Annotated in this window: 25 protein-coding genes and 1 pseudogene; 17 read left to right on the top strand and 9 right to left on the bottom strand. The window is 63.4% G+C overall.

Features of this window, described 5'->3' with window-relative positions:
* Window positions 1-158: 158 nt before the first annotated feature.
* Window positions 159-2,333, top strand: a complete 2,175-nt coding sequence (locus tag LGR44_RS21900; RefSeq protein WP_319004800.1) for a calcium-binding protein — start codon at window positions 159-161, stop codon at window positions 2,331-2,333.
* Window positions 2,334-2,670: 337 nt separating this feature from the next.
* Window positions 2,671-2,940 (top strand): GlsB/YeaQ/YmgE family stress response membrane protein, encoded by a 270-nt coding sequence (locus tag LGR44_RS02045; protein ID WP_226736667.1) that lies wholly within the window; start codon window positions 2,671-2,673, stop codon window positions 2,938-2,940.
* Between the two features lie 62 nt (window positions 2,941-3,002).
* Here the strand turns inward: LGR44_RS02045 and LGR44_RS02040 are convergent, their stop codons facing one another.
* The gene (locus LGR44_RS02040; protein ID WP_226737099.1) at window positions 3,003-3,242 is read right to left on the bottom strand and encodes a YgaP-like transmembrane domain; all 240 of its coding nucleotides are present in this window, start codon (window positions 3,240-3,242) and stop codon (window positions 3,003-3,005) included.
* Window positions 3,243-3,399: 157 nt separating this feature from the next.
* On the opposite strand from LGR44_RS02040, the gene LGR44_RS02035 reads away from it, so the two are divergent.
* Window positions 3,400-3,894 (top strand): YciE/YciF ferroxidase family protein, encoded by a 495-nt coding sequence (locus tag LGR44_RS02035; protein ID WP_226736665.1) that lies wholly within the window; start codon window positions 3,400-3,402, stop codon window positions 3,892-3,894.
* 123 nt (window positions 3,895-4,017) lie between these two features.
* On the opposite strand, the gene LGR44_RS02030 is transcribed toward LGR44_RS02035, so the two are convergent.
* Window positions 4,018-4,383 carry a hypothetical protein gene (locus LGR44_RS02030; protein ID WP_226736663.1) on the bottom strand — a complete coding sequence of 122 codons (366 nt, stop codon included), beginning with the start codon at window positions 4,381-4,383 and terminating at the stop codon, window positions 4,018-4,020.
* Window positions 4,384-4,783: 400 nt separating this feature from the next.
* Here LGR44_RS02030 and LGR44_RS02025 point away from each other — a divergent pair, with 400 nt between their 5' ends.
* The 8 genes from LGR44_RS02025 (at window position 4,784) to LGR44_RS01990 (ending at window position 9,885) form a co-directional block, all read left to right on the top strand.
* Window positions 4,784-5,323, top strand: coding sequence for an apolipoprotein A1/A4/E family protein (locus LGR44_RS02025; RefSeq protein ID WP_226736661.1), 540 nt, complete (start codon window positions 4,784-4,786; stop codon window positions 5,321-5,323).
* A gap of 11 nt (window positions 5,324-5,334) precedes the next feature.
* The gene (locus LGR44_RS02020) at window positions 5,335-5,730 is read left to right on the top strand and encodes a phage holin family protein (protein WP_226736658.1); all 396 of its coding nucleotides are present in this window, start codon (window positions 5,335-5,337) and stop codon (window positions 5,728-5,730) included.
* On the top strand, window positions 5,727-6,128 hold the full coding sequence (locus tag LGR44_RS02015) for a DUF3618 domain-containing protein (protein WP_226736656.1): 402 nt from the start codon (window positions 5,727-5,729) through the stop codon (window positions 6,126-6,128). Before LGR44_RS02020 ends, LGR44_RS02015 begins: the two co-directional genes overlap by 4 nt.
* Window positions 6,129-6,148: 20 nt before the next feature.
* Window positions 6,149-6,934, top strand: a complete 786-nt coding sequence (locus tag LGR44_RS02010; protein ID WP_226736654.1) for a hypothetical protein — start codon at window positions 6,149-6,151, stop codon at window positions 6,932-6,934.
* Between the two features lie 288 nt (window positions 6,935-7,222).
* The gene (locus LGR44_RS02005) at window positions 7,223-7,579 is read left to right on the top strand and encodes a response regulator (protein WP_226736652.1); all 357 of its coding nucleotides are present in this window, start codon (window positions 7,223-7,225) and stop codon (window positions 7,577-7,579) included.
* A 27-nt stretch (window positions 7,580-7,606) separates the two neighbouring features.
* A complete protein-coding gene (locus LGR44_RS02000; RefSeq protein WP_226736650.1) occupies window positions 7,607-8,680 on the top strand; it encodes an apurinic/apyrimidinic endonuclease family protein in 1,074 nt (357 codons plus the stop codon).
* 250 nt (window positions 8,681-8,930) lie between these two features.
* Entirely contained in the window at window positions 8,931-9,383 is a 453-nt protein-coding gene (locus LGR44_RS01995; RefSeq protein WP_226736648.1) for a response regulator, read from the top strand.
* Window positions 9,384-9,564: 181 nt separating this feature from the next.
* Window positions 9,565-9,885 carry an SWIB/MDM2 domain-containing protein gene (locus tag LGR44_RS01990; RefSeq protein WP_226736647.1) on the top strand — a complete coding sequence of 107 codons (321 nt, stop codon included), beginning with the start codon at window positions 9,565-9,567 and terminating at the stop codon, window positions 9,883-9,885.
* A gap of 18 nt (window positions 9,886-9,903) precedes the next feature.
* On the opposite strand, the gene LGR44_RS01985 is transcribed toward LGR44_RS01990, so the two are convergent.
* Window positions 9,904-10,521, bottom strand: coding sequence for a hypothetical protein (locus LGR44_RS01985; RefSeq protein WP_226736645.1), 618 nt, complete (start codon window positions 10,519-10,521; stop codon window positions 9,904-9,906).
* A 108-nt stretch (window positions 10,522-10,629) separates the two neighbouring features.
* Here LGR44_RS01985 and LGR44_RS01980 point away from each other — a divergent pair, with 108 nt between their 5' ends.
* Window positions 10,630-11,493 (top strand): D-amino-acid transaminase, encoded by an 864-nt coding sequence (locus tag LGR44_RS01980; protein WP_226736643.1) that lies wholly within the window; start codon window positions 10,630-10,632, stop codon window positions 11,491-11,493.
* 53 nt (window positions 11,494-11,546) lie between these two features.
* Entirely contained in the window at window positions 11,547-11,873 is a 327-nt protein-coding gene (locus LGR44_RS01975; protein ID WP_226736640.1) for a hypothetical protein, read from the top strand.
* A gap of 16 nt (window positions 11,874-11,889) precedes the next feature.
* Here the strand turns inward: LGR44_RS01975 and LGR44_RS01970 are convergent, their stop codons facing one another.
* The 3 genes from LGR44_RS01970 to LGR44_RS01960 all read right to left on the bottom strand — a co-directional run bounded on the left by LGR44_RS01970 (window position 11,890) and on the right by LGR44_RS01960 (window position 14,657).
* Window positions 11,890-12,876 (bottom strand): coiled-coil domain-containing protein, encoded by a 987-nt coding sequence (locus LGR44_RS01970; protein WP_226736638.1) that lies wholly within the window; start codon window positions 12,874-12,876, stop codon window positions 11,890-11,892.
* 109 nt (window positions 12,877-12,985) lie between these two features.
* Window positions 12,986-13,588 (bottom strand): DUF1134 domain-containing protein, encoded by a 603-nt coding sequence (locus LGR44_RS01965; RefSeq protein WP_226736636.1) that lies wholly within the window; start codon window positions 13,586-13,588, stop codon window positions 12,986-12,988.
* Between the two features lie 178 nt (window positions 13,589-13,766).
* Window positions 13,767-14,657, bottom strand: coding sequence for a 3'(2'),5'-bisphosphate nucleotidase CysQ family protein (locus LGR44_RS01960; RefSeq protein WP_377033229.1), 891 nt, complete (start codon window positions 14,655-14,657; stop codon window positions 13,767-13,769).
* A 107-nt stretch (window positions 14,658-14,764) separates the two neighbouring features.
* Between LGR44_RS01960 and chpT the strand changes: the two genes are divergently transcribed.
* On the top strand, window positions 14,765-15,406 hold the full coding sequence (chpT, locus tag LGR44_RS01955; RefSeq protein WP_226736634.1) for a histidine phosphotransferase ChpT: 642 nt from the start codon (window positions 14,765-14,767) through the stop codon (window positions 15,404-15,406).
* An 80-nt stretch (window positions 15,407-15,486) separates the two neighbouring features.
* Here the strand turns inward: chpT and ctrA are convergent, their stop codons facing one another.
* Complete coding sequence (gene ctrA, locus LGR44_RS01950; protein WP_226736632.1) at window positions 15,487-16,188, bottom strand: response regulator transcription factor CtrA; 702 nt, start codon at window positions 16,186-16,188, stop codon at window positions 15,487-15,489.
* A 514-nt stretch (window positions 16,189-16,702) separates the two neighbouring features.
* On the opposite strand from ctrA, the gene LGR44_RS01945 reads away from it, so the two are divergent.
* On the top strand, window positions 16,703-17,104 hold the full coding sequence (locus tag LGR44_RS01945) for a flagellar export protein FliJ (protein WP_226736630.1): 402 nt from the start codon (window positions 16,703-16,705) through the stop codon (window positions 17,102-17,104).
* 51 nt (window positions 17,105-17,155) lie between these two features.
* On the opposite strand, the gene LGR44_RS01940 is transcribed toward LGR44_RS01945, so the two are convergent.
* Window positions 17,156-17,776, bottom strand: a complete 621-nt coding sequence (locus tag LGR44_RS01940) for a GNAT family N-acetyltransferase (RefSeq protein ID WP_226736628.1) — start codon at window positions 17,774-17,776, stop codon at window positions 17,156-17,158.
* A 261-nt stretch (window positions 17,777-18,037) separates the two neighbouring features.
* Between LGR44_RS01940 and LGR44_RS01935 the strand changes: the two genes are divergently transcribed.
* Window positions 18,038-19,033 carry a lysylphosphatidylglycerol synthase domain-containing protein gene (locus LGR44_RS01935; protein WP_226736626.1) on the top strand — a complete coding sequence of 332 codons (996 nt, stop codon included), beginning with the start codon at window positions 18,038-18,040 and terminating at the stop codon, window positions 19,031-19,033.
* Between the two features lie 7 nt (window positions 19,034-19,040).
* Window positions 19,041-19,874: a class I SAM-dependent methyltransferase gene (locus LGR44_RS01930; RefSeq protein ID WP_226736624.1), complete on the top strand. Its 834-nt coding sequence runs from the start codon at window positions 19,041-19,043 to the stop codon at window positions 19,872-19,874.
* Between the two features lie 32 nt (window positions 19,875-19,906).
* Here the strand turns inward: LGR44_RS01930 and LGR44_RS01925 are convergent.
* Window positions 19,907-20,104 (bottom strand): annotated as a pseudogene (locus LGR44_RS01925) (helix-turn-helix domain-containing protein); the annotation flags it as partial.
* Window positions 20,105-20,226: the final 122 nt, after the last annotated feature.

The raw sequence follows: 20,226 nt of genomic DNA, 5'->3' as shown, positions 1-20,226 counted from the left end.
CATTCATTACCACGGCGTTTCTACGTCAGCGCCAAGTAAATGTTGCCTCTTGCTACGTGCGAAACGGCACATTTCCGAGACTCCCCCTTTGTTCGGATAGTAGCGTTATTTCATGTCATGAGATTCATAGGTCCCCTGTTCACAAGGGGATTCGAACAATGACGTACAGGATCTGGGGAACTGAGAGTATCGCTCAGCTTGGGGGAGCTGACTTCGATAATGTCGTAGCGGCCTTGCCTAATGGTGGCTATGTTGCCGCCTTTTTTGCGAACACTTCAATATATTTTCAACGTTATGACGGCGCCGGCGCAAAGCTCGGCGCGCCAGTACATGTTGCGGCGGAGAACGGCGTTAATCTCGATGATATAGATGTTCATGCGATCGGTCCAAATGGCAATTTCGCTATCGCATGGGCAGAGAATGTTGGGACAACTTCCAGTGCCGTTAAGGTGATTGTCTTCAATGCCGACGGTTTGCGTTTTGCTGGACCCATTAATATAGCCAGCTTCGGGGGGAGTGGTGATCGCTCGGATGTCCCATCAATTGTTGGGGCAGATGATGGCGGCTTCGTCGCCGTTTACAACGATCCGACCAATGCAGCTGGAGTCAAGTTGAGTGTTTATGATGCGGACGGCACCTTTGTGAGGGCACTCGATCTTAGTACGCCGGACGGACATCTCGGTGATATTACCAAGATTGGTACTAACAAGTACGTCGTCAGCTACCAGACTAATAACGATGACAAAATCAAACACAAGATTGTTGATCTCGGTGTCGCGAACCCTATAGGTCCCGAAATCGAGGTTGGTGTTGGTACAATTTCCGATGTTGTTCAGTGGGTCAATGGCGGTTACGCAGTGATCTACAAAGTGGCTGGAGGTGATAACTCCGTTGCCGTTCAGGCTAAATTCTTCGAAGCGAATGGAGCGCCTGCCGGCAATATGGTTACCATCACGTCCAATGGTGAGCGTGCCCATGACAACTTTGAGGCAACAGCGCTCAGAGATGGCCGAATTGCCGTTGTCTATTCGGAGCGAGTTGGGAATCCTACCGGCACACCTTCCGACTTCGGCGACATCTTTCTCAAGATCATCAACACGGATGGCAGCACTACCGCGCCACTTCTGATCAACTCGGATGCCACGACCGATACCAATGATGCTCAGGTCGTACCTTCCGTCACTGAAATGGCCGATGGCCGCTTGGCTCTGAGTTGGCACGACAGGTACAACCAGGATCGAGTGCTGACGAATATCGTCGACGTGCGCGAAGCAGCCGTCACCGTGAACGGCACGTCCGGCAACGATGTCTATGCCGGCTCCGAATATCACGGCAACGTCCTGAACGGCCATGGCGGCAATGACAAGCTCATTGGCGGCAGCGGCAGCGATGCCCTGGATGGTGGTGAAGGCATCGACGTCGCATCCTACGAGCGTTCCGCGGCGGGTGTGATCGTCAGTCTCGCGGGCGGCCCCGGGATCGGTGGCGACGCTGCTGGCGACACCTATGCGAATATCGAGAACGTCATCGGTTCGCAGCACGGCGATACCATCACCGGCGACGATGCCGCGAACCATCTCTGGGGTCTCGGCGGCGACGACGTCATCAGCGGCAACGACGGCAACGACTCCCTCTACGGCGGAACGGGCGAGGATGTCCTTTCCGGCGGTTCGGGCTTCGACTACCTGCGCGGCGATGCCGGCAACGATACCCTCGATGGCGGGGCCGACAACGACTTCCTCGACGGCGGCGTCGGCTTCGACTTCCTGGTCGGCAATGTGGGCGACGACACGCTCAACGGCGGGGCCGACAATGACGTCCTCGATGGTGGCCTAGGTTCCGACAACCTGATCGGAGATCTCGGTGACGACGCTCTCTTTGGAGGAGACGGCAACGACATCCTGATCGGCGGCGTCGGCAACGACCGTCTCGACGGTGGGGCCGGCAACGACAAGCTCTACGGCAAGGAGGGCAAGGACTTCCTGGTGGGCGGCTCCGGCAGGGACATCTTCGTGTTCGACACCCGGCCGAACAAGAGGACGAACCTCGACACGGTCGACGACTTCAACGTCAGGGACGACAGCATCTATCTCGAGAACAAGTATTTCAAGAAGCTGGGCAAGAAGGGCAGCGAGAGCAAGCCAGCCAAACTGAAGAGGGACTTCTTCAAGGTCGGCACCAAGGCGTTGGATAAGAACGACCACCTCGTCTACAATAAGAAGAAGGGCATTCTGTACTACGATGCCGACGGGTCGGGCCGCTCCAAAGCCGTCGAGATCGCCAAGCTCGATAAGAACCTCAAGATGTCCTACAAGGATTTCTTCGTCATCTGACGTTTCTTGCCGGAAGCTTCCCGGTCGGCCGGGCAACCTTCCGGCCTTTCAGTTGAAAGCACCCGCCGGCGCGAGCTCCGGCGGGTGCTTTTTCGTTCCGGGTCGGGAGGGTTCGAGAGGCGGCCAAAGGGGCCGCTGCTCCTGCGGGCGCGGGATGCGGGGGCCGCCCCTCGGACGGACCGTCCGGCTGCCCCTCCTTCGAGGCGCAGGCGCGGCCGCTCCTCGCAGGGCCATGCGCCGGGCTTCTAGGAGAGAGATCACAAAATAAAAGGGGCCCGCGCAACCTTAGCCACGGGTCCGGCGTTCCCCGTCGAGCCATCCACCACAGGGGTTCCTCATGAGCATTATCTGGACGATCATCATCGGCTTTATCGCGGGCGTCATCGCCAAGTTCATCATGCCCGGTCGGAACGAGCCCTCCGGCTTCATCCTGACCACGATCCTGGGCATCGTGGGCGCGTTCGTCGCGACCTATCTCGGCCAGGCCATCGGCTGGTATCGCGCGGATGAGGGGGCGGGTCTCATCGGTGCCGTGGTCGGCGCGATCATCGTGCTGTTCATCTACGGCATGATCGCCGGCCGCAGCCGCTCCTCCAACACCTACTGATCACGGCCTCGTCCGATCATCCTGCGGGCCACTGCCTCTGCGCCGTGGCCCGCGAATTTTCGTCAGCTCCGGTGGGAGATGCGCCCAGAGGAGCCTTCCGGGCCCATGAGGGCAGCCTTGACCGGGCAGTTTCCGACATATCCGCTCCAAGCCAGGTAGGACCCGCCGAGGAGGGCGACCACGTTGAGGAGCGGGTTGGGGCGAGGCTTCACGCCGGCCGCCGCGAGGCCGAGGCCGACAGCGATATAGGCGCCGCGTTCCGCCATGGACAGGTTGTGTTCGCCATCGGAATGGCCGCTCATGTTTTTCAAGGGAATTCTCCTTCTTTCGCCTGACTTTCGCCTGACCCGAACGCCACGCGGGGCGCGACGGTTCCGCTCCGGGAAGGAGTCTCGTGAGGTCGCGGAACCACCAATCTTGGCTGTCGTTGAGTCCACTCTCAACCAAGGAGCTCTAGCGATGGCAGCGAAGGAAAAGACACTCGAAGACCTGTTCCTCCATACTTTGAAGGATGTCTATTACGCGGAGAAGCAGATCCTGAAAGCCTTGCCGAAGATGGCGAAGGCGGCCGAGTCCGATGAGCTGAGGCAGGCCTTCGAGACACACCGGGAAGAAACCGAAGGCCAGATCGAGCGGCTGGAAGAGGTCTTCAAGATGCTGGGCAAGGCGGCTCGCGGCGTACAGTGCGAGGCGATCAACGGCATCATCGAAGAAGGCAAGGAAGTCATGGAGGACTTCGCCGACAGCGTCGCCCTCGATGCGGGCATCCTGGCGGCCGCGCAGGCGGTCGAGCACTACGAGATCACCCGTTACGGCTCGCTCAGGACCTGGGCCGAGGAACTCGGCATGAAGGATGCGGTCCGCCTTATCGAACAGAACCTCGAGGAGGAGAAGAAGACCGACAAGCTGCTGACCCAGCTGGCCGAGGCGCGGGTCAACACCAAGGCCGCCTGATCCTTATCCCGGTTGCGGACGAGCGGACCCCGCGCCCGACAGGTGCGGGGTTTTTCGCGTCGGCGCTCCATTCCTCATGCGCATCCTGGCGGGCAGAACCGGATCCGCTTTTCTGCGGGCTGCCTACCGCGTGCCTGACGAAGCCTGCCCAAGGCGAGCTTCGGCCGCATCCGCGGTCAGCGTCAGGCACAAGCCGCCGCCCTGCCGCAGTTCGAGAGACGCTTTCATCCCCGCCGGATCCTTGATGAGATGGATGAAGGCCGAGAGCCTCAGCCGCGTCGCAGGCGAGAGCTGAGGAACGACGCCCTGAAGCGCCGAACAGGCCCCGCCTGCGAGTTCCTCGTAGGCGAAGGAGCCAAGAAAGCTGCCTTGACCGGGCGAGGTTCCGCTTTCCGTTCCAGACGGGCGTTCGGTCGAGGGCAGGCGGGAGGGCAGGGAGGCCGGCTCACAAGAGGCGGCGCTCGGCAGGTCCGAGGTTGACGGGGGCATGGCGTCTCTCAAAAGGCTTGCGGGTCCAGGGGCATTGAACGGCGTGACCGCATCCCGCCGGCGCCGCAGCAGCTCCCGCAGGATGTCGGGTGCTCCCCCGGGATCGGTCGTGTCCCGGCGAAGCTTGCAACTCATAAGATGAAATATGAACTAAATCAACCAGGAGTTATATCGGGACATGCGGGAATTCGATCCCGCCCTTCAGGCGGCGGAGCCGTGCAGCGCCGCCCATAATCGTTACCCCTTCCGGCTTATCGATTCACGCGCGAGTGAACACCGGGACACCCTCGAACGTTGCCGTCTGAGACGGGGCATGGGCAAATACTCCAACAGTCCTTGGAGTATGGGGAACCTGCCGCGCTTCTAGTGGTTACTTCCTCACGATTGAGAGAGGTTGACCATGGGCGTCGGACAGCAAAACAGTAATGGAAATGGCCAGAAAGATATCCGTGGCGATGATTGGGACGCGTTGAAGGAAGACGTCGGCGGTGTGGCAGGCGCTGCAGTCGAGCGGGGTCGTCACTTCATCGATGCGGCTCGCGATCAGGCCACCGATTATGCGGATCGCCGCAAGGACGACATTGCTCAGTCGGTTGCGGACTTCGCCAACTCGCTGCGGGATTCGACGGGATCCTTCGAGGAGCGGCCGAATATCCGCGCCGTCGTCGACAGCGCCGCCGAGGGTCTGGAGACCCTGGCCGACACGATCCGCGAGCGCAGCTTCGCCGATATCTTCAACGACTTCGAAGGCATGGTCCGCCGCCGTCCGGCAACTGTTGCGGCCGTGTCCGTCGCCGTCGGCTTCCTGACGGCCCGCTTCATCAAGAGCACGGCTGAAGAGCTCAGGCACGATCAGAACATCTCCGGTCCTGCGCGGGGCGGCGGCAGTCGCGGTCGCTCGAAGCAGGGTCAGGGCTCGCGGGCTCGGGCGAGCGTCTGACGGAGGGCAGCATGACAGCAAACGGCAATCAGACAATCCAGGGCCTCGTCGGTGAGGCTCTGCGCGAGTCGACCGATCTCGCGCAGAAGGAGTTCGCTCTCTTCCGCACGGAAATGACTCAAAACGTCCGGACGATCTTCGTCGGACTCGCCATGGTGGTCGTGGCGGCGATCTTTGCGATTGCCGCGATCATCCTGTTCACGGATGCGCTTGTCGATTGGCTGGCGACCGTCGTCAATTCGGAGGCGCTTGCCGCTCTGATCGTCGGCGGCGTCATGGCCGTCATCGCCATCGGGCTCGGCCTCTACGGGCGTCACGCCATGTCGTCGACCCCGTTGTCGCCTCAGAGGACCGTCCGCTCGCTCAAGCGCGATGCCGAAGTGCTGTCCGAAAGGGTCACGGGATGACACAAGACCTGCACGATCTGGAAAAAGACATCGAGCAAAGCCGCGCGAAGCTCGACCTGACCATCGACCGCCTCCAGGACCGGATGTCGGTTTCGGGTGTGGTCGACGACATGCTGGGCACGGCACGGGCAGGCCGCTATGCGCCGCTCTTCGACAATGTCCTCCTGACCATCAAGCGAAACCCCGTTCCGGTCATGTTGATCGCCGCGGGGATCGGCCTTCTCGTCCACCGCCTCGGGCGGCCGCAGCCGCTGCCGCGCCGGAGCACCCACGTGGTCGTCGACGAGGACCTGGTGGCGGAGCCCCTCGATACCCGTGTCTACAGTGCGGGTGCCACGACCCTGCAGTCGCCGGATGAGCCGTATGAGCCCCGGCGCACGATGAATTCCCGCATCTAACGAACGTATAGGAGCTTTCGATGGCTGATCCCAAGAATGAACCCGGCAAGACTTCCTCGACCGAAAAGCGGACGACGGGGAGCGATTCCGGAACGGGTTCGAAGATTTCGGCCGGCACCTCCGTCGGCAATGTCGGCCAGCCTCCGATGCCCCATGCTCACGAGGATACGAAGCCGGCGCAGAGCTCCACGCTCGCATCGCACACCTCCAAACCGCTCGGCGGAACCGACAGGACCCATTCCGCCGGCCAGTCCGATCAGGACCGCTCCGGCAAGGAACAATCCGGCTCGGCGGGCAAGAGCCAGCAGGGTGCGGGTGCTCAGGCCAGCGAGCAGGCCCGCAACGCAGCCGATCAGGCTCGCGAGAAGGCCTCGGACGCCTACGAGGGCGCGTCCGAATGGGCTCAGGACACCTACGAGCGGGTGTCGGGTTGGGCTTCCGGCTCCGGCAGCCGCCGCGGCGGCCAGTCCCGCCGGACGAGCCGCATGCGCAGCCGCTCCGGGACGAGCTTCGGCAACATGCGCGGCGGCGTTCAGCAATACGTCGCGGAGAACCCGATGGTGGTCGGCCTGGTCGGCCTCGCGGCCGGTCTCGCCCTGGGCGCCCTGCTGCCGCGCACCCGCCGCGAGAACGAGGTCTTCGGCGAGTGGGCCGACGAGGTCCGCAGCCAGGGCCTCCGCTACGCCCGCGAAGCCGCCGACATGGGACGGGAATACATCGAAGAGAGCCTCGGCGGCGACGATGCTCAATCCGGGGGGCGCGGGAACGGGTTCCAGGCGGACCAGCCCGGCACCAATCGCCACTGAGCCGTTCCTCGGCAATCTCGAAGCGCCGGCCTTGTGCCGGCGCTTTTTCATTACACGGGAGCCTGGGGTGGCCGGTGCTCCGCAGGCCGCGGGCCAATGCTGATCTTCCGTAAGGGAAGCTTAACCTTAACTCCTTGAAGTCAGTGCCCTTTCCTTCGACTTCTGGAACTACTGTGCTCCAAATGCCGTTCTCCATCTGTTTTCCAATAGCATTGCGTCCGCAAGCGTACCGAATGCGCCGGGAGGACGAATAAAAATCCGAATTGGATTTATTGATGGAGTGATGGTGTGCGGGTTCTGATTCTAGAAGATGATCCATTCATTGCGCTTGACCTGCAGGCGATAGTCGAAGGCGAGGGGCACGAAGTAGTCGGAGTGTTCGAGTCCATCGCCGAGGCCCAGGAACACCTGGAGGACAAATTCGATTACGCTCTGCTCGATATCGATATCGTTGGCGGAAAGACGTTCGGAATTGCCGCGGAATTGCTGGAGCGGCGGATTCCTTTTGCGTTCGTGTCGGCGTCCCGTCCGGCGGAGGTGCCTCCAGGCCTGAGAGGGGCTTCGTTCATCCCGAAGCCTTTCGAGGAGAGAGCCATCCGCAAGTCGATCGCCGAGGCTGCGCATGACCGATTCTCGTTCCACTGAGACGTCCCGAGGCCGGAGGCGCGCTTCTTGACCGAAGCGTCGGACTGCACGAGCGCCGCGTCGGCCCTGAGCAGCCCCCGGCTGGGCTTCTGCTGCAAATATGTCCCTGAGCCCGGCGAAGGACGACCGGCGACGGCCCCGGAGCTGAACACCACGTCGGTGACCATGGCCTATCTGGGACGCCTGGGCGGCGCGGCTGCCTACGACAAGCTGGCCTCGGTGGTCTCCCACAATCTCGGGGCGGTCCGACGGCAGATCGAGCATGTCGCCGCGCGTCCTCGCATCGAGCGCCTGCATCGCCTGTCGAGCGACCTGCTGCCCGGCTATACGCATCCCACGTGCCGTGACTACTACCGGGATTCGGACCTGCGGGGGATGATCGAGGAAAGCCTCGCCGCGACCGGGCGGATCGCCCGGGAGGGAGGGGTGCGGCTGAGCATGCATCCCGGCCAGTTCTGCGTCATCGCCTCGGCCAACCCCTCCGCTCTCGCGAACGGGGTCGCGGAGTTCGAGTATCACGCCGAGGTGATGGGGCTTCTCGGCTACGACGGAGGCTGGCATCCCGACGGGGCGCATATCAACATCCATGCGGGGGCGAGAGCCGTCGGAGCCGAAGGGTTTCGAGAGGGCCTGACCCGCCTTTCCGAAACGGCGCGCAATCTCATCACGGTCGAGAACGACGAAGTCAGTTACGGTCTCGACGACCTTCTGCCGCTCGCGGACGACCTGCCGCTCGTGCTCGACCTTCATCACCACTGGATTGCGAGCAGGGGCGAGTACATCGAGCCCGACGACCCGCGCATCCGGCAGATCGTTCGCTCCTGGCGCGGCGTCCGGCCCGTGAGCCATGTCAGTGTGTCGCGCGAGGACCTCCTGCCGGATCACGACACCCAGACCCGGCCCGATTTCGCCAGGCTCGTCGGCAGCGGCCTGCGCCCGAGGGACCTTCGCGCCCACTCGGACCTGATGTGGAACGACGCGGTCAACGATTGGGTCGCCGGCCACCTGAAATGGTCGGACTTCGAGGTCGAGGCCAAGCTGAAGAACCTCGCCTCCGAGGGGCTGGCCCGCTACGTCGAGGCGCGTCGGCCACGGCCTTAGCCGTGGCCGGAGGATCCGGGGCGCCGCCTCCTTGCTGCAAGCCTCCGGCAAGGCAGACGTCCTATCTTGTCGCAGGACCTCGAAGACGATTGCTCAGGGAGCGCCGGGAGGCTCCGGGGCGGTCGGCCCTTTCGCCGGGCCGGGCTTGGACGCCCGATCCCGGGCTGGGAAACGAAAGAGGTCCGCAAGTGGTTGGAACCAAGTCGCTGCTGCAGCGTTAGTGAGCGATGTATAAAGAGTTCAAGAAACCATGTCCGAGGACCAGTCCACAGTTCTTTTGGTCGAAGACGAGCCCCTGATCCGTCTTTTCATCGCCGAGCTTCTTGAGGATGCAGGTTTCAGAGTGGTCGAGGCCGCCAACGCCACGGAGGCCCTGGTCATCCTGGAGGCCGGCCTGCGCGTCAACGTGCTCCTGACGGATGTGGAGATGCCGGTCGGCTGCAATGGTTTCGAGCTGGCCCACAAGGTTCATGAGACCTGGCCCGAGGCTGAAATACTCATCATGTCGGGCCGGCAATGGCCGGCCTTCGGGGACCTGCCGCCCGGAGCGGCCTTCCTGGCGAAGCCGTGCCCGAACGAGGCCATCGTCTCGCATGTCCACTCGGCCGCCGAGCGCACCCGCAGGGTCCACCCCCTGGCCCGGGGGATGCAGGCCTCCCATGAGGCTGCCGCAAAGATTTTGCCCTTCCCAAAGACCGCTTGATCCACAGGCCCGTCTTGCTGATGGCACGGAGCGGACATAAGCTCTGCCCATATTGGCTTCCTGGTCGAAGGTTCGGAGCTTAGGAACAGCGTCCGAAAGCCTGAACGGGCGCAGCCAATGGACTTTTCACGGCCAGACCCGCTGCTGTCGAAGAGTAACTCACCCACCCTCGGAGGAATCTATGCCGACCAAGACTACAGACGGAAAAGCCGGTGCGAAGAAGCCTGCGGCCAAGGCAGCCGCCAAGACTGGCGGAGCCAAGCCCAACGCTCTCCAGAAGCCCTTGCAGCCTTCGAAGGAGCTGGCGGCCATCGTCGGTTCGGACCCGCTTCCGCGCGGCGAGGTGGTGAGCAAGATGTGGGACTACATCAAGAAGAACAACCTCCAGAATCCCGAGAACAAGCGCGAGATCCTGGCCGACGACAAGCTTCAGCCGATCTTCGGCAAGAGCAAGGTGACGATGTTCGAAATGAACAAGCACCTCGCCCAGCACCTGAAGTAACGGCGCCGTCCGCCGCCTTCAGGATGCCTGCCGCCATGCGGCTATCGGCAGGATATCCGGCCGCTGCCCTGGGGCCATGCCCCAGGGATCCACCGCCCACTCCCGCCCTGTCTTCCTTTCCCCGATCACCGCCGTCGTGTGGGGATAGCGTCCATCGATGAAGAAGCCGCGGGATTGCGGCCGTTGGACCCGATGGTGGACGAGGAGGCCCTGATCCTGCAGGACCAGGAGCAGACTGGTCGTGTTCGCGCTCTCGTCCAGACAGTCCATCTGACCATGCACCCCCGACATCTGTGGCGGTGAGCCCGGCAGGTCGGGTCTGCCGCCGAACTGGCGTGCCAGGTAGGCCGTGTAGGACCTCACCACGTCGCCGATGGCTTTCCTCTCCGCTTCGGGCGACGTGCGCGCGCCCCTCAGGGTGCCTCTTGCACGGGTGAGCAGGGCGGTATCGACGACAAGGGCCATTCTACGAGCGCAGCCATAGCCGTGACATGCGATGATTCGGGTCTGTGCCGGCGGAACGTAGCCCTGCTCGCCGAACCAGGCCTGCGCCGTTTGGGCCGCATGGGCGTGGAAGGGCAGGGCGAGGGCCAGAATCAGCGACAGCCTCGAAATGAAAAGTGGCGCGAGTGTCATGATGGGAGTACCTATCGCCCTTAAGCTGTGCGGCGCTTCCGTTAAGATAGGTCAAACGAGGGGGCTGCCTACCGGCCAAGGTCGTTCGTTCCTGCAATCGGAGCCCCCATGTCCCGCATCGTCTTCCTCAACGGCTCGTTCCTCCCGATCGAGGAGGCCAGGGTTCCCTTCATGGATCGGGGCTTTCTGTTCGGGGACGGCGTCTACGAAGGGATCGGCGTTCTCGACGGCCGCCTGATCGACAACGAGGCTCATCTCGAGCGCCTGGAGCGCTCCCTGCGCGAGGTTCGGATCCCCAATCCCTATTCACGGGCGGAATGGACGCGCATCCAGGAGGAGCTGGTGCAGCGCAACGGGATGACGGAGGGCTTCGTGTACTTCCAAGTCACCCGTGGGGTGGCCGAACGGGACTTCTTCTTTCCGGAAGAGGCCCGGCCGACCGTTGCGATGTTCACCCAGGCGAAGTCCATCGCCCAGTCTCCCGCGGCCGAGAAGGGGATCGCCGTCGTCACGGTGCCGGATCAGCGCTGGGAGCGGCGGGATATCAAATCCATCAACCTCCTCGCCCAGGTCCTCGCCAAGCAGGCCGCCAAGGAGGCCGGAGCCCAGGAAGCCTGGATGGTCCAGGACGGGTTCGTGACCGAGGGCGGTTCGTCGAGCGCGTTCATCGTCACGAAGGCAGGCAGCATCGTGGTCAGGCCCCTGTCCAATGCGATCCTGCCCGGCATCACCCGCCGGTCACTGCTGCAATTGTCGCGCGAGGACGGCATCGTTCTCGAGGAGCGCCTGTTCACGGTGGAGGAGGCCTATGAGGCGGCCGAGGCCTTCCTGACCAGTGCCTCCAACTTCGTCCTCCCCGTCGTCCGGATCGACGGACGTCCCGTCGGCGATGGAAAACCCGGCCCGGTCACGCAAAGGCTGCGCCAGCTCTACCTTCGGATGGCGGCTTCTCCGGCCCTGGCGGCGGAATAGAGCGACCGGAACCTCGACTGTCATGGCCCGTTCCCTTTGAAAGGAGACGAGCCATGAGGCGAACGCTGATCTTCACGATTATGATGGCCGGCAGCTTTACAGTCGCCGGCGCGCAGACGCCGAGCCTGCAGCAGCAGGCTCCCAACATGCCGCCACTCGAGAGAATGCCGCCCGAGAAGATCGAGCCCGCCGACCCGAGCTCGACCGGCTCCACAGATACCCTGAGCGACAAGCTGCAAGAGACGGAGGGCGTCATCCGGCCGCCCGTCACGAGCACGCCCGACATGCGCGTTCCGGCGCCGGAGCCGAACCCGGGCACGACCCCGGTCATTCCGCCGCCGGGCAGCCCGGGCGGAAATCAGAACGTCCAGCCCAGATAGGCCATCGGGGGGAGGCTTACTTCCCGGCCGATTTGCGCCGCTTGCCATTGCCGGACTTGTTGCCGGACCGGCCATTGCCGTTCTGCATGATCCGGTCCGCAACCTCGGTGATGCGGCGGCGCAATTCCTCGTTCTGCGTTTCGAGGCCCTCGAAGCCGACGATCTTCGCGCGGGCCTCGTCCCGCTCGGCCTCGATCTCGCGGATGTGCTGCTCCAGGATCAGGCCGCGCTCCTGTTCCGCCGTCAGGCTCTTGGCGAGCTGCGCCAGGCGCTGACGCTCATCGGACAGTTCGTTGTGGCGCTCGCCGAGGGCGCGCTCGAAATCGTTGCCCCGGGCGGTCTGGGTCATCAGGCGGGTTTCGAGGTCCGAGATCGTGATGCGCTTGGCGTCGAGCTCGCTCAGGGCTGCAGTCAGGCGCCGCTCGAGATCGTGCGACTGGGTCTCCAGGGCCGTGACCCTCTCCTCCGTCCGCAGGAGCTCTCCCTTGGTCCTCGAGAGATCGGTCTGGGACCTTTCGAGCTCCCGGCGCGTGTCGGACAGCTCGTCCAGGGTGGCGCGGTGGGCGTTTTCCAGGGCCGCGAGCGTCTCACGCGTCGCGGCGAGCAAGGTGCGGGTCTGTGCCAGGTCCTCCTCGGTGCCGCCAAGCCGTCCCTGGGTGTCCGCCAGCTCCGCTTCGAGCTGCGCGATCGTCTGGTCGCGGTCGGCGACCACTCCTTCGAGGGTCTCGATCCGGACCGCCCTTCGGCCGAGCTCCTCCATGCTCTGGTGCTTGACGGCCAGAGCCTCCTCGGCCTTGCGCTCGATGCGCCGCTGCAGAACCGCGAATTCGGCGCGCAGGTGGTCCTTCTCGGCGGTCAGTTCGGAGACGGACAGCGGAAAGAGAGCCTCGGCCCGCCGACGCGCGAGGCGCTCGGCACGGGCGTTGATGGCTGGAATGATGAGAAGCGCGATCAGGGTTGCCGCAAGAAACCCCAGCGCAAAGATCATGACGGTTTCGACCACGCGGACGCAAACTCCAAGGTGCCTGACCGGAAAAGGCTCAAGCACCTTGCCTTGTGCCTGCGCAGCCTTCCAGAGCTCTTCTGCCCCAGACTGCCGGTTCTAGCGCATTCTAGAACGGATTCCAGGTCGGTTCGGGCGTGAACTTGAGATAGCCCATATTGACGCCGAGCCTCGCGCCGACCCCGGTCCGGATCGGAACGACCACCATTTCGTCGGCCTTCGCGGCCGAAACGCCGAAGCCGCCGATCAGATAGGCCGAGCCGTCGAGGCCGACGAAGCGCCGGTAGAGGGAATCCGTGCTGGGAAGGTTGTAGACCAGCATCATGGTGCGGGCGCCCTCGCCGCCGACGTCGAAGCCGAGGGAGGGCCCCTGCCAGAAGATGCGGCGCTGCCCGGCATTGCGGGTGAAGAGCTTGCCTTCGCCGTAGCGAAGGCCGCCGAAGAAGGCGCCGGAGGCCTCCTGGCCGAGAATATAGCCGTTCGGCTCACCCCACCGGCGCACGGCTTCCTGGACGGCCAGCGCCAGTCCGCGGGCCGCGGAGCCGAAGAACTGATGGCCGGATTCGATCAGATCGTTCGAGTTGTAGGAGTTCGGATCGCCGGGATTGGCCGCATAGGCAGGCTGGATGCTCTGGGCAGCGACCTGGCTGGGCGTGGCGCCGAACAGGGCGGCGGCCGCAGCCGCCACAAGAAACATGTAACGCGAGCGCATGAAGCTATCTCCTCGCAAGAGACGCCGGGCCTGTCGGCTCCGGCACGGGGCGGAGAAGGAGGTCTCGAAGACGAGCTGCAAACCTTCCGTCGAGCCGGGAGCTTAAGCCCATCAACCCTAACAATCTCTGTATGAGGGTCGGCCCGCGGTACCGTGGGCCGATCTTTTCGAGGATGCGCTAGGAGGAGGCTACGGGCAGAGCAAGGCGGGGGGCCAGAGCGACGTCGCCCAGGGCCGCGAAGGGCCCGTTCCGGTAGCCCCGGTCCTCATGGCCGTAGGTCAGGGGGATGCCCCCGGGGCCCACCACGCAGCCGCCGGCGCGGGAGAGGATATGGTCGCCCGCAGCCGTGTCCCATTCCATGGTGGGACCGCAGCGGACATAGACATCCGCCTCGCCCGAGGCGATGAGACAGAATTTCAGGGCGGACGATGCCATTCGTCTGGTGCCGATGGAAAGCGTCGAGAGGCAAGCTTCCGTAGCGTCATCCCCATGGCGGCGGCTCACGAGGGCGACCAGATCCTGAGCGGGAGCGGGTCGGGCTTTGACCTCCTTCCAGGCGAGGCTTTCTCCTGCGGAATCGGGGACCGGAGCGGACCGAGTGGTGGTGCCGGCGGCCCAGACGATCCCCATGGCAGGCGCCGCTACGACCGCCGCGATGGGCCTGGAGCCCTGGATGAGGGCGATGTTCACGCTGTACTCGCCGGTCCCCCGGATATAGTCGCTCGTCCCGTCGAGGGGATCGACCAGAAAGAAGTAATCGTCGGGCTCGACGGTGCTGGCGGTTTCCTCGGCAATGACCGGGATGCCGTTCCAGACTTCGCCGATGCGCCGGATGATCAGTTCCTCGGCGGCCAGATCCGCGGCGGTGGTCGGGGTGCCGTCGTCCTTGATCCGGCTTTCGATCAGGGCGCGCTCCAGTCGTCGCAGGACGTGCCCGGCTTCCAGGGCGATCCCAGCGAGCCTGAGCGCAATTGCATCGGTATCATTGTCGTCGAGCCGCATCATGGCTTTCCTGCCCGTTCCTGCGCCAGGAGACGATCCGTCATGCCCGCTTTTCAAAGAACTCATTGCCGGTTATCCGGTTCATGTTTTCTTTCCTCGTCAGCTGTCACCATGCCGGTCGAACTCCCGATTTCATGCGTGTATAGCTGAACCTACGTCATTCCGGAGCCCTCATGGCCACGATTTCGCTCGATTCCCTCGACCTCGCCGCTCTTCTCTGCTCGCGCGTCTGCCATGACGTGATTTCTCCCGTCGGAGCGATCGTGAACGGGCTCGAGGTTTTGGAGGACGACAACGACGCTTCCATGCGGGAATTCGCCCTCGACCTGATCCAGAAGAGCGCCAGGCAGGCCTCTGCGCGGCTCCAGTTCGCCCGTCTCGCCTTCGGAGCCGCCGGATCCGCCGGAGCCTCCATCGACCTCGGCGATGCCGAGCAGGTGGCCCGCGGGCTCTTCCTGGACGACAAGATTTCCTTCGCCTGGTCGGCGCCGCGGCTGCTCTTCCCGAAGAACCGGGTCAAGCTCCTCCTCAACCTCATCATGATCGCCATCACGGCCATCCCGCGCGGCGGCTCCATCGCCGCGAACGTGTCGGGCGATGCGGAGCGGTGCGAGTTCATCATCAAGGCGAAGGGGCTCAATGCCCGCATCCCGGCCCATTCGGAGGCTCTGCTCGCCGGCGATTCCGAGAGCGGCACGGTCGATGCGCACGGCATCCAGATCTACTATGCCGGCATGGTCGCCCGCGCTTCGGGCATGTCCATCGCGTTCAGCATCGAGGGCGACGAGGTGACGATCCGCGCCGTGACGGAATAGGCGACGGCTCTAACCCGATCGGTCACAACAAAAAGCCCGGCGAAAGCCGGGCTTTTTGTTGGAACTGGGGACGTTCCTGATCAGACGGCCATTCGCACGTCGGAGTCGCCGGGCTCGCGCAGCACGTAGCCGCGGCCCCAGACCGTCTCGATGTAGTTCTTGCCCTGCGAGGCATTGGCGAGCTTCTTGCGGAGCTTGCAGATGAAGACGTCGATGATCTTCAGCTCCGGCTCGTCCATGCCGCCATAGAGGTGGTTGAGGAACATCTCCTTCGTGAGGGTCGTGCCCTTACGCAGGGAGAGGAGTTCCAGCATCTGGTATTCCTTGCCCGTGAGGTGGACGCGAGCGCCTCCCACTTCGACGGTCTTGGTATCGAGATTGACGATCAGGTCGCCGGTGGTGATGACCGACTGCGCGTGACCCTTGGAGCGGCGCACGATCGCATGGATGCGGGCGACGAGCTCGTCCTTGTGGAACGGCTTGGTCAGGTAGTCGTCGGCGCCGAAGCCCAGGCCCTTCACCTTGTCTTCCGTGCCGGCCATGCCGGACAGAATCAGGATCGGAGTCTTCACCTTCGCGACCCGCAGGGTCCGCAGGACCTCGTAGCCCGACATGTCGGGGAGGTTCAGGTCGAGAAGGATGATGTCGTAGTCGTAAAGCTTGCCGAGGTCGACGCCCTCTTCCCCGAGATCCGTCGCATAGACGTTGAAATTCTCGGACTTCAGCATCAGCTCGATGCTCTGCGCAGTTGCGCTGTCGTCTTCGATCAGAAGTACGCGCATGTTTAATCCCCAGCCCTTGCCCTTGGGCCACTGAGCAACCGTGAGCTGCCCATTCGCCACAGGGCCTGTGGCGAATGCCCTTCTGAACTGATTCGCAACGCTAATGCAGAATGGTTAACAAACCCTGATTCTGACATGCAAGCTCTTAACGACTCGACCTCGACAATCGATCGTCCGAAGCTCCTGTCCTGTGGATTCTGCGTTACCATCCGGAATCGCGCCGCATCATCAGAAAGCTTTGTTCTTGAGGCTTTCAGGCCCCGTCCGGCTGCTCTCCGAAGAGCCGCAGCCGTAACGAGACCAGTCTTAACGAAACCGGTAAACGAAACGTTGACGAACCCGGCCGGTACAGGCTCCACGAGAGCTATTTCCGCCAGTGTCCTGTATTTCCAGAATTTTTTCGCCTCTTCGGTAAGGAAGGGTCAACTTCCATGGGCGATGGTTGCCCATGCCTGGCGGATAACTGAGCGATCCGTGCGGCAGATGAAACAGCGACGTGTGGAGTTCAATCAAGATGAAGTCGCGGGATACGCTCATCCGCCTCAAGCGCTTTCAGGTCGACGATAAACGCCGGAGAGTGGCGCAAATCGAGATGATGATCGCAGAGTTCGACCGCATGGCGGCTGACCTTGATCGAGAAATCGCTGCGGAAGAGCAAAAAGCCGGGATCACTGATCCGAACCATTTCGCCTATCCGACCTATGCCCGCGCCGCTGCACAGCGACGCGACAACCTGCGCCAGTCGGCGGAGAATCTGCATACGCAGCTCGACGATGCCAAAGCCGAACTCGGCGAGGCCTTCGAAGAGCTGAAACGAGCCGAAAGCCTGGAGGACCGGGAGCGCTCCGCCGAGCGCACGCTGGAAACCGTCATCGGTCATACCGGTCAGGCACGCACCCTGCGCGCTTCTGCTTGAAGTCTTGTTACCGATCCTTGCAAGGACGCGCCGGTGCCGGTGCGTCCTTTTTCATTTGGGCCCTGCAAGGACCGGAACGTGCGGCGCCGCCTCGAGAGGAAGAAATCCCAGCAGCCTTGGATCGTCCGCCACCTCGATGGCACGCTTGTAGGCAGTGAAGCCCGAGCGCAGGTAGAAGGTGAGGGCGGAGGGATGGTCGAGCGAGCAGGTATGGACGAAGAAGCGCGCGATCGGCCGGGCGAAGGCGCGCCGGAGCGCCTCGGTCATGAGATAGCGGCCGGCACCTTGGCCGATGATCCCGGGCACAAGCCCGAGGAAAGCCAGTTCTGCTTCATTCTGCGAACGGAAATCGAGTTCGAGGAGGCCGACATCGCCCGTGCCGTCGTTCAAGGCATAGGCCTCGACCGCAGGGTCACCGAGGATTGAGGCCAGATCGCCGTCGGGCATGACCGCACGGCTGAACCAGAGCCAGTCTTCGCCGATCCGGCGGAACAGCCTGCGATAGCGGACGAGATCGTGGTCGATGCGCTCCAGGGACAAGCCTTCCGGGGCCCTCACGGGAGAAAGCCGCGGAGGCTCATGCATCTCCAGGTACGTCACGACCGTGGCGATTTTTCCCGGCGGCAGGTTGGTATAACCGTTCAGGTCGAGCGCTACCGGTCTTGTCGTCATGTCGTCCGCCGCTGGATCTCTCGATGAGGCGAAAGTGCTCTCTCACGGGTGACACGGGAGGGCAACCGGAAGATGGCGGCCGCATCGTACCCGGTGAGGGTTCCTGCTCTTCCGGACGGCAGCAGGCGCAGAGGTTCAGCAGCGCTTTCCTGCAGGATTCGGACCGGCTGCGGGTATCGAGTGGTGCGCCTCAATATCCCCTTGCGGCTTCAGAGGTTCTTGGGGCACAGAGGGGGGAAGGGAAGGAGATTGGCCAACTCAATGAAAAATGTGCGTGAGTTCATCTGGCCCGCGATCGGGCTTCTGGCGGTCATCGTTTCCGGTTGGCTTCTTTACAACGAGCTTCGCGGTCTGTCGCTGGACGACGTTTGGGACAGCCTGACGGCGATTCCCGGCGAGCGCTATGCCTTGGCCGGCCTCTCCACCCTCGTCGCCTATATCGCCTTGGCTTGGTACGACCGGATCGCCCTCCTGCACCTGGGCGTTCGCCACATCTCGTGGCTTTTCGTTTCCATCACCTCGTTCACGACCTATGCCCTGTCGCACAATATCGGTGCATCGGTGTTCTCTGGGGCGGTCGTGCGCTACAGGGCCTATACCTCGAAGGGCCTGAGCGCGGCCCAGATCGCGGTGCTGGTCGCTCTCTGCTCCTTCACCTTCGGCCTCGGCACCATTCTGCTCGGCGGCGTGGTCCTGACGCTCGACCCGACGCTCCTGCATAGGCTCGAAGAACTCCTGCCGGCTGCGCTCACGAACCCCGCGACGGCACGGGTCGTCGGTCTGCTGCTCCTCGGATTCGTCGCGCTCTATGCGGCAGGCTCCATCCTGCACCTGCCGCCGCTCGTCATCCGCAAGGCGAAGCTCGAATATCCCCGCCCCGCCATCATGGGGCGGCAGCTCATCGCAGCTCCGCTCGAATTGCTGGGAGCGGCGGGCATCATCTACTTCGCCCTCCCGGCCCAGCTCGAGCCGAGTTTCATCGTAGTGCTGGCCGTGTTCCTGGCCTCGTTCTCGGCGGCTCTCGTCAGCCATGCTCCGGGAGGGCTGGGCGTTTTCGAGCTCGTCTTCCTGACGGCGATGCCCGATATCCCGAAGGCCGACGTCCTGGCTGCTCTCATCGTCTTCCGTCTCTTCTACCTCCTGATCCCGTTCGCGATCTCGCTGATCGTCGTTCTCCTCTTCGAGCGGGCGCGCTTGGCGCAGGCATGGAGAACCCGGGCCGGAGACGGCCAGGTTCCTCCGGCGCCGCTGGCATGAGGGAGCCATGACGTTCCTCGGCCGACGGCTAAGGTTCGGCCTTTCGACCCTCCTGGGTCCAAAGCCTCTGGGGTTCTTTATTCCTTACCGATACGCGGCAAGCGTCACGCCGACCGACTATCCGGCCTTGCGCCCGGTCTTCGACGCGGCGCGCCCGACCTTCGCCGATCTTCTCGACACCATCGAAAGCCATGCGGACGACCTTCGACGCATCCTGAAGGGGAGGGGGCCGGCACGGTTCGACCAGGATTGGTTTCCGCGGCTCGATGCTGCGGCCGCCTATGCCCTCGTGCGGCGGGAAAAGCCTCGTCGGATCGTCGAGATCGGCTCGGGCCACTCGACGCGGTTCATGGCCCGAGCGGTGCAGGACGGAGGCCTTGCCACACGCATCATCTGCATCGATCCGTCCCCGCGAGCAGCCCTTACCCAACTCGACGTCGAGCATCGGCCCATTCTCCTGGAAGAGGCCGATCCTGCCGTGTTCGATGCGCTCGGGGAGGGCGACATCCTCTTCATCGACTCGAGCCATATCGCGATGCCCGGCACCGATGTGGATCGCCTGCTGCTGAACGTTCTGCCGCGCCTTGCTCCCGGCACCCTGATCCATATCCACGACATCACCCTTCCCGATGCCTATCCGGAAGTGTGGTCATGGCGCTCGTACAACGAGCAGATTCCCGTCGGCACGCTGCTTCAGGGCGGGGCCTACGAGCTCGTCTTCGCAAGTCACTTCGTCGCCAAGGAGGTTTTGCCGACGGTCGGAGCCGGGATCCTCGCCGACCTGCCGCTCGGCCCGGGCGCTCACGAGACGAGCCTGTGGCTGCGAAAGCGGGGGAGGTGATCGGCCGTTCAGGCTGAGACGATGGCTTTCGCTCAGGAGACGGTGGACGGTCTCTGCCCCGGCTCCGGCACGAGGATGCCCGCATCCGCATATTCGTTCAGCTTGTTGCGCAGGGTGCGGATCGAAATTCCGAGGAGCTTGGCCGCATGGGTCCTGTTGCCGAGGCAGTGATCCAGCGTGTCGATGATGAGGTGACGCTCCACCTCGGCCACCGTCCGGCCGACGAGCAGATGCCTCGGAGGAGCGGCCGCCGGCCCCTGCGGCGGGACGGAGGACTCCCGGAACTGTCCGTGTGGCGATGTCGACCGGCTCGAAGACGCGGAGGCTGAAGGCAATGCAGGACCTGTCTGGA

This window comes from Microvirga lenta, from assembly GCF_020532555.1.
GTDB lineage: Bacteria > Pseudomonadota > Alphaproteobacteria > Rhizobiales > Beijerinckiaceae > Microvirga > Microvirga lenta.
The sequence above is the reverse complement of the archived record's forward strand: the minus strand, read 5'-3'. Positions and strand labels throughout refer to the sequence as shown.

Excerpts from the sequence above, each read along its gene's own strand:
- LGR44_RS21900 (WP_319004800.1), top strand. The coding sequence starts at position 159 with ATGACGTACAGGATCTGGGGAACTGAGAGTATCGCTCAGCTTGGGGGA.
- LGR44_RS02045 (WP_226736667.1), top strand. The coding sequence starts at position 2,671 with ATGAGCATTATCTGGACGATCATCATCGGCTTTATCGCGGGCGTCATC.
- LGR44_RS02040 (WP_226737099.1), bottom strand. The coding sequence starts at position 3,242 with ATGAGCGGCCATTCCGATGGCGAACACAACCTGTCCATGGCGGAACGC.
- LGR44_RS02035 (WP_226736665.1), top strand. The coding sequence starts at position 3,400 with ATGGCAGCGAAGGAAAAGACACTCGAAGACCTGTTCCTCCATACTTTG.
- LGR44_RS02030 (WP_226736663.1), bottom strand. The coding sequence starts at position 4,383 with ATGCCCCCGTCAACCTCGGACCTGCCGAGCGCCGCCTCTTGTGAGCCG.
- LGR44_RS02025 (WP_226736661.1), top strand. The coding sequence starts at position 4,784 with ATGGGCGTCGGACAGCAAAACAGTAATGGAAATGGCCAGAAAGATATC.
- LGR44_RS02020 (WP_226736658.1), top strand. The coding sequence starts at position 5,335 with ATGACAGCAAACGGCAATCAGACAATCCAGGGCCTCGTCGGTGAGGCT.
- LGR44_RS02015 (WP_226736656.1), top strand. The coding sequence starts at position 5,727 with ATGACACAAGACCTGCACGATCTGGAAAAAGACATCGAGCAAAGCCGC.
- LGR44_RS02010 (WP_226736654.1), top strand. The coding sequence starts at position 6,149 with ATGGCTGATCCCAAGAATGAACCCGGCAAGACTTCCTCGACCGAAAAG.
- LGR44_RS01995 (WP_226736648.1), top strand. The coding sequence starts at position 8,931 with ATGTCCGAGGACCAGTCCACAGTTCTTTTGGTCGAAGACGAGCCCCTG.
- LGR44_RS01990 (WP_226736647.1), top strand. The coding sequence starts at position 9,565 with ATGCCGACCAAGACTACAGACGGAAAAGCCGGTGCGAAGAAGCCTGCG.
- LGR44_RS01985 (WP_226736645.1), bottom strand. The coding sequence starts at position 10,521 with ATGACACTCGCGCCACTTTTCATTTCGAGGCTGTCGCTGATTCTGGCC.
- LGR44_RS01980 (WP_226736643.1), top strand. The coding sequence starts at position 10,630 with ATGTCCCGCATCGTCTTCCTCAACGGCTCGTTCCTCCCGATCGAGGAG.
- LGR44_RS01975 (WP_226736640.1), top strand. The coding sequence starts at position 11,547 with ATGAGGCGAACGCTGATCTTCACGATTATGATGGCCGGCAGCTTTACA.
- LGR44_RS01965 (WP_226736636.1), bottom strand. The coding sequence starts at position 13,588 with ATGCGCTCGCGTTACATGTTTCTTGTGGCGGCTGCGGCCGCCGCCCTG.
- LGR44_RS01960 (WP_377033229.1), bottom strand. The coding sequence starts at position 14,657 with ATGAGTTCTTTGAAAAGCGGGCATGACGGATCGTCTCCTGGCGCAGGA.
- chpT (WP_226736634.1), top strand. The coding sequence starts at position 14,765 with ATGGCCACGATTTCGCTCGATTCCCTCGACCTCGCCGCTCTTCTCTGC.
- ctrA (WP_226736632.1), bottom strand. The coding sequence starts at position 16,188 with ATGCGCGTACTTCTGATCGAAGACGACAGCGCAACTGCGCAGAGCATC.
- LGR44_RS01945 (WP_226736630.1), top strand. The coding sequence starts at position 16,703 with ATGAAGTCGCGGGATACGCTCATCCGCCTCAAGCGCTTTCAGGTCGAC.
- LGR44_RS01940 (WP_226736628.1), bottom strand. The coding sequence starts at position 17,776 with ATGACGACAAGACCGGTAGCGCTCGACCTGAACGGTTATACCAACCTG.
- LGR44_RS01935 (WP_226736626.1), top strand. The coding sequence starts at position 18,038 with ATGAAAAATGTGCGTGAGTTCATCTGGCCCGCGATCGGGCTTCTGGCG.
- LGR44_RS01930 (WP_226736624.1), top strand. The coding sequence starts at position 19,041 with ATGACGTTCCTCGGCCGACGGCTAAGGTTCGGCCTTTCGACCCTCCTG.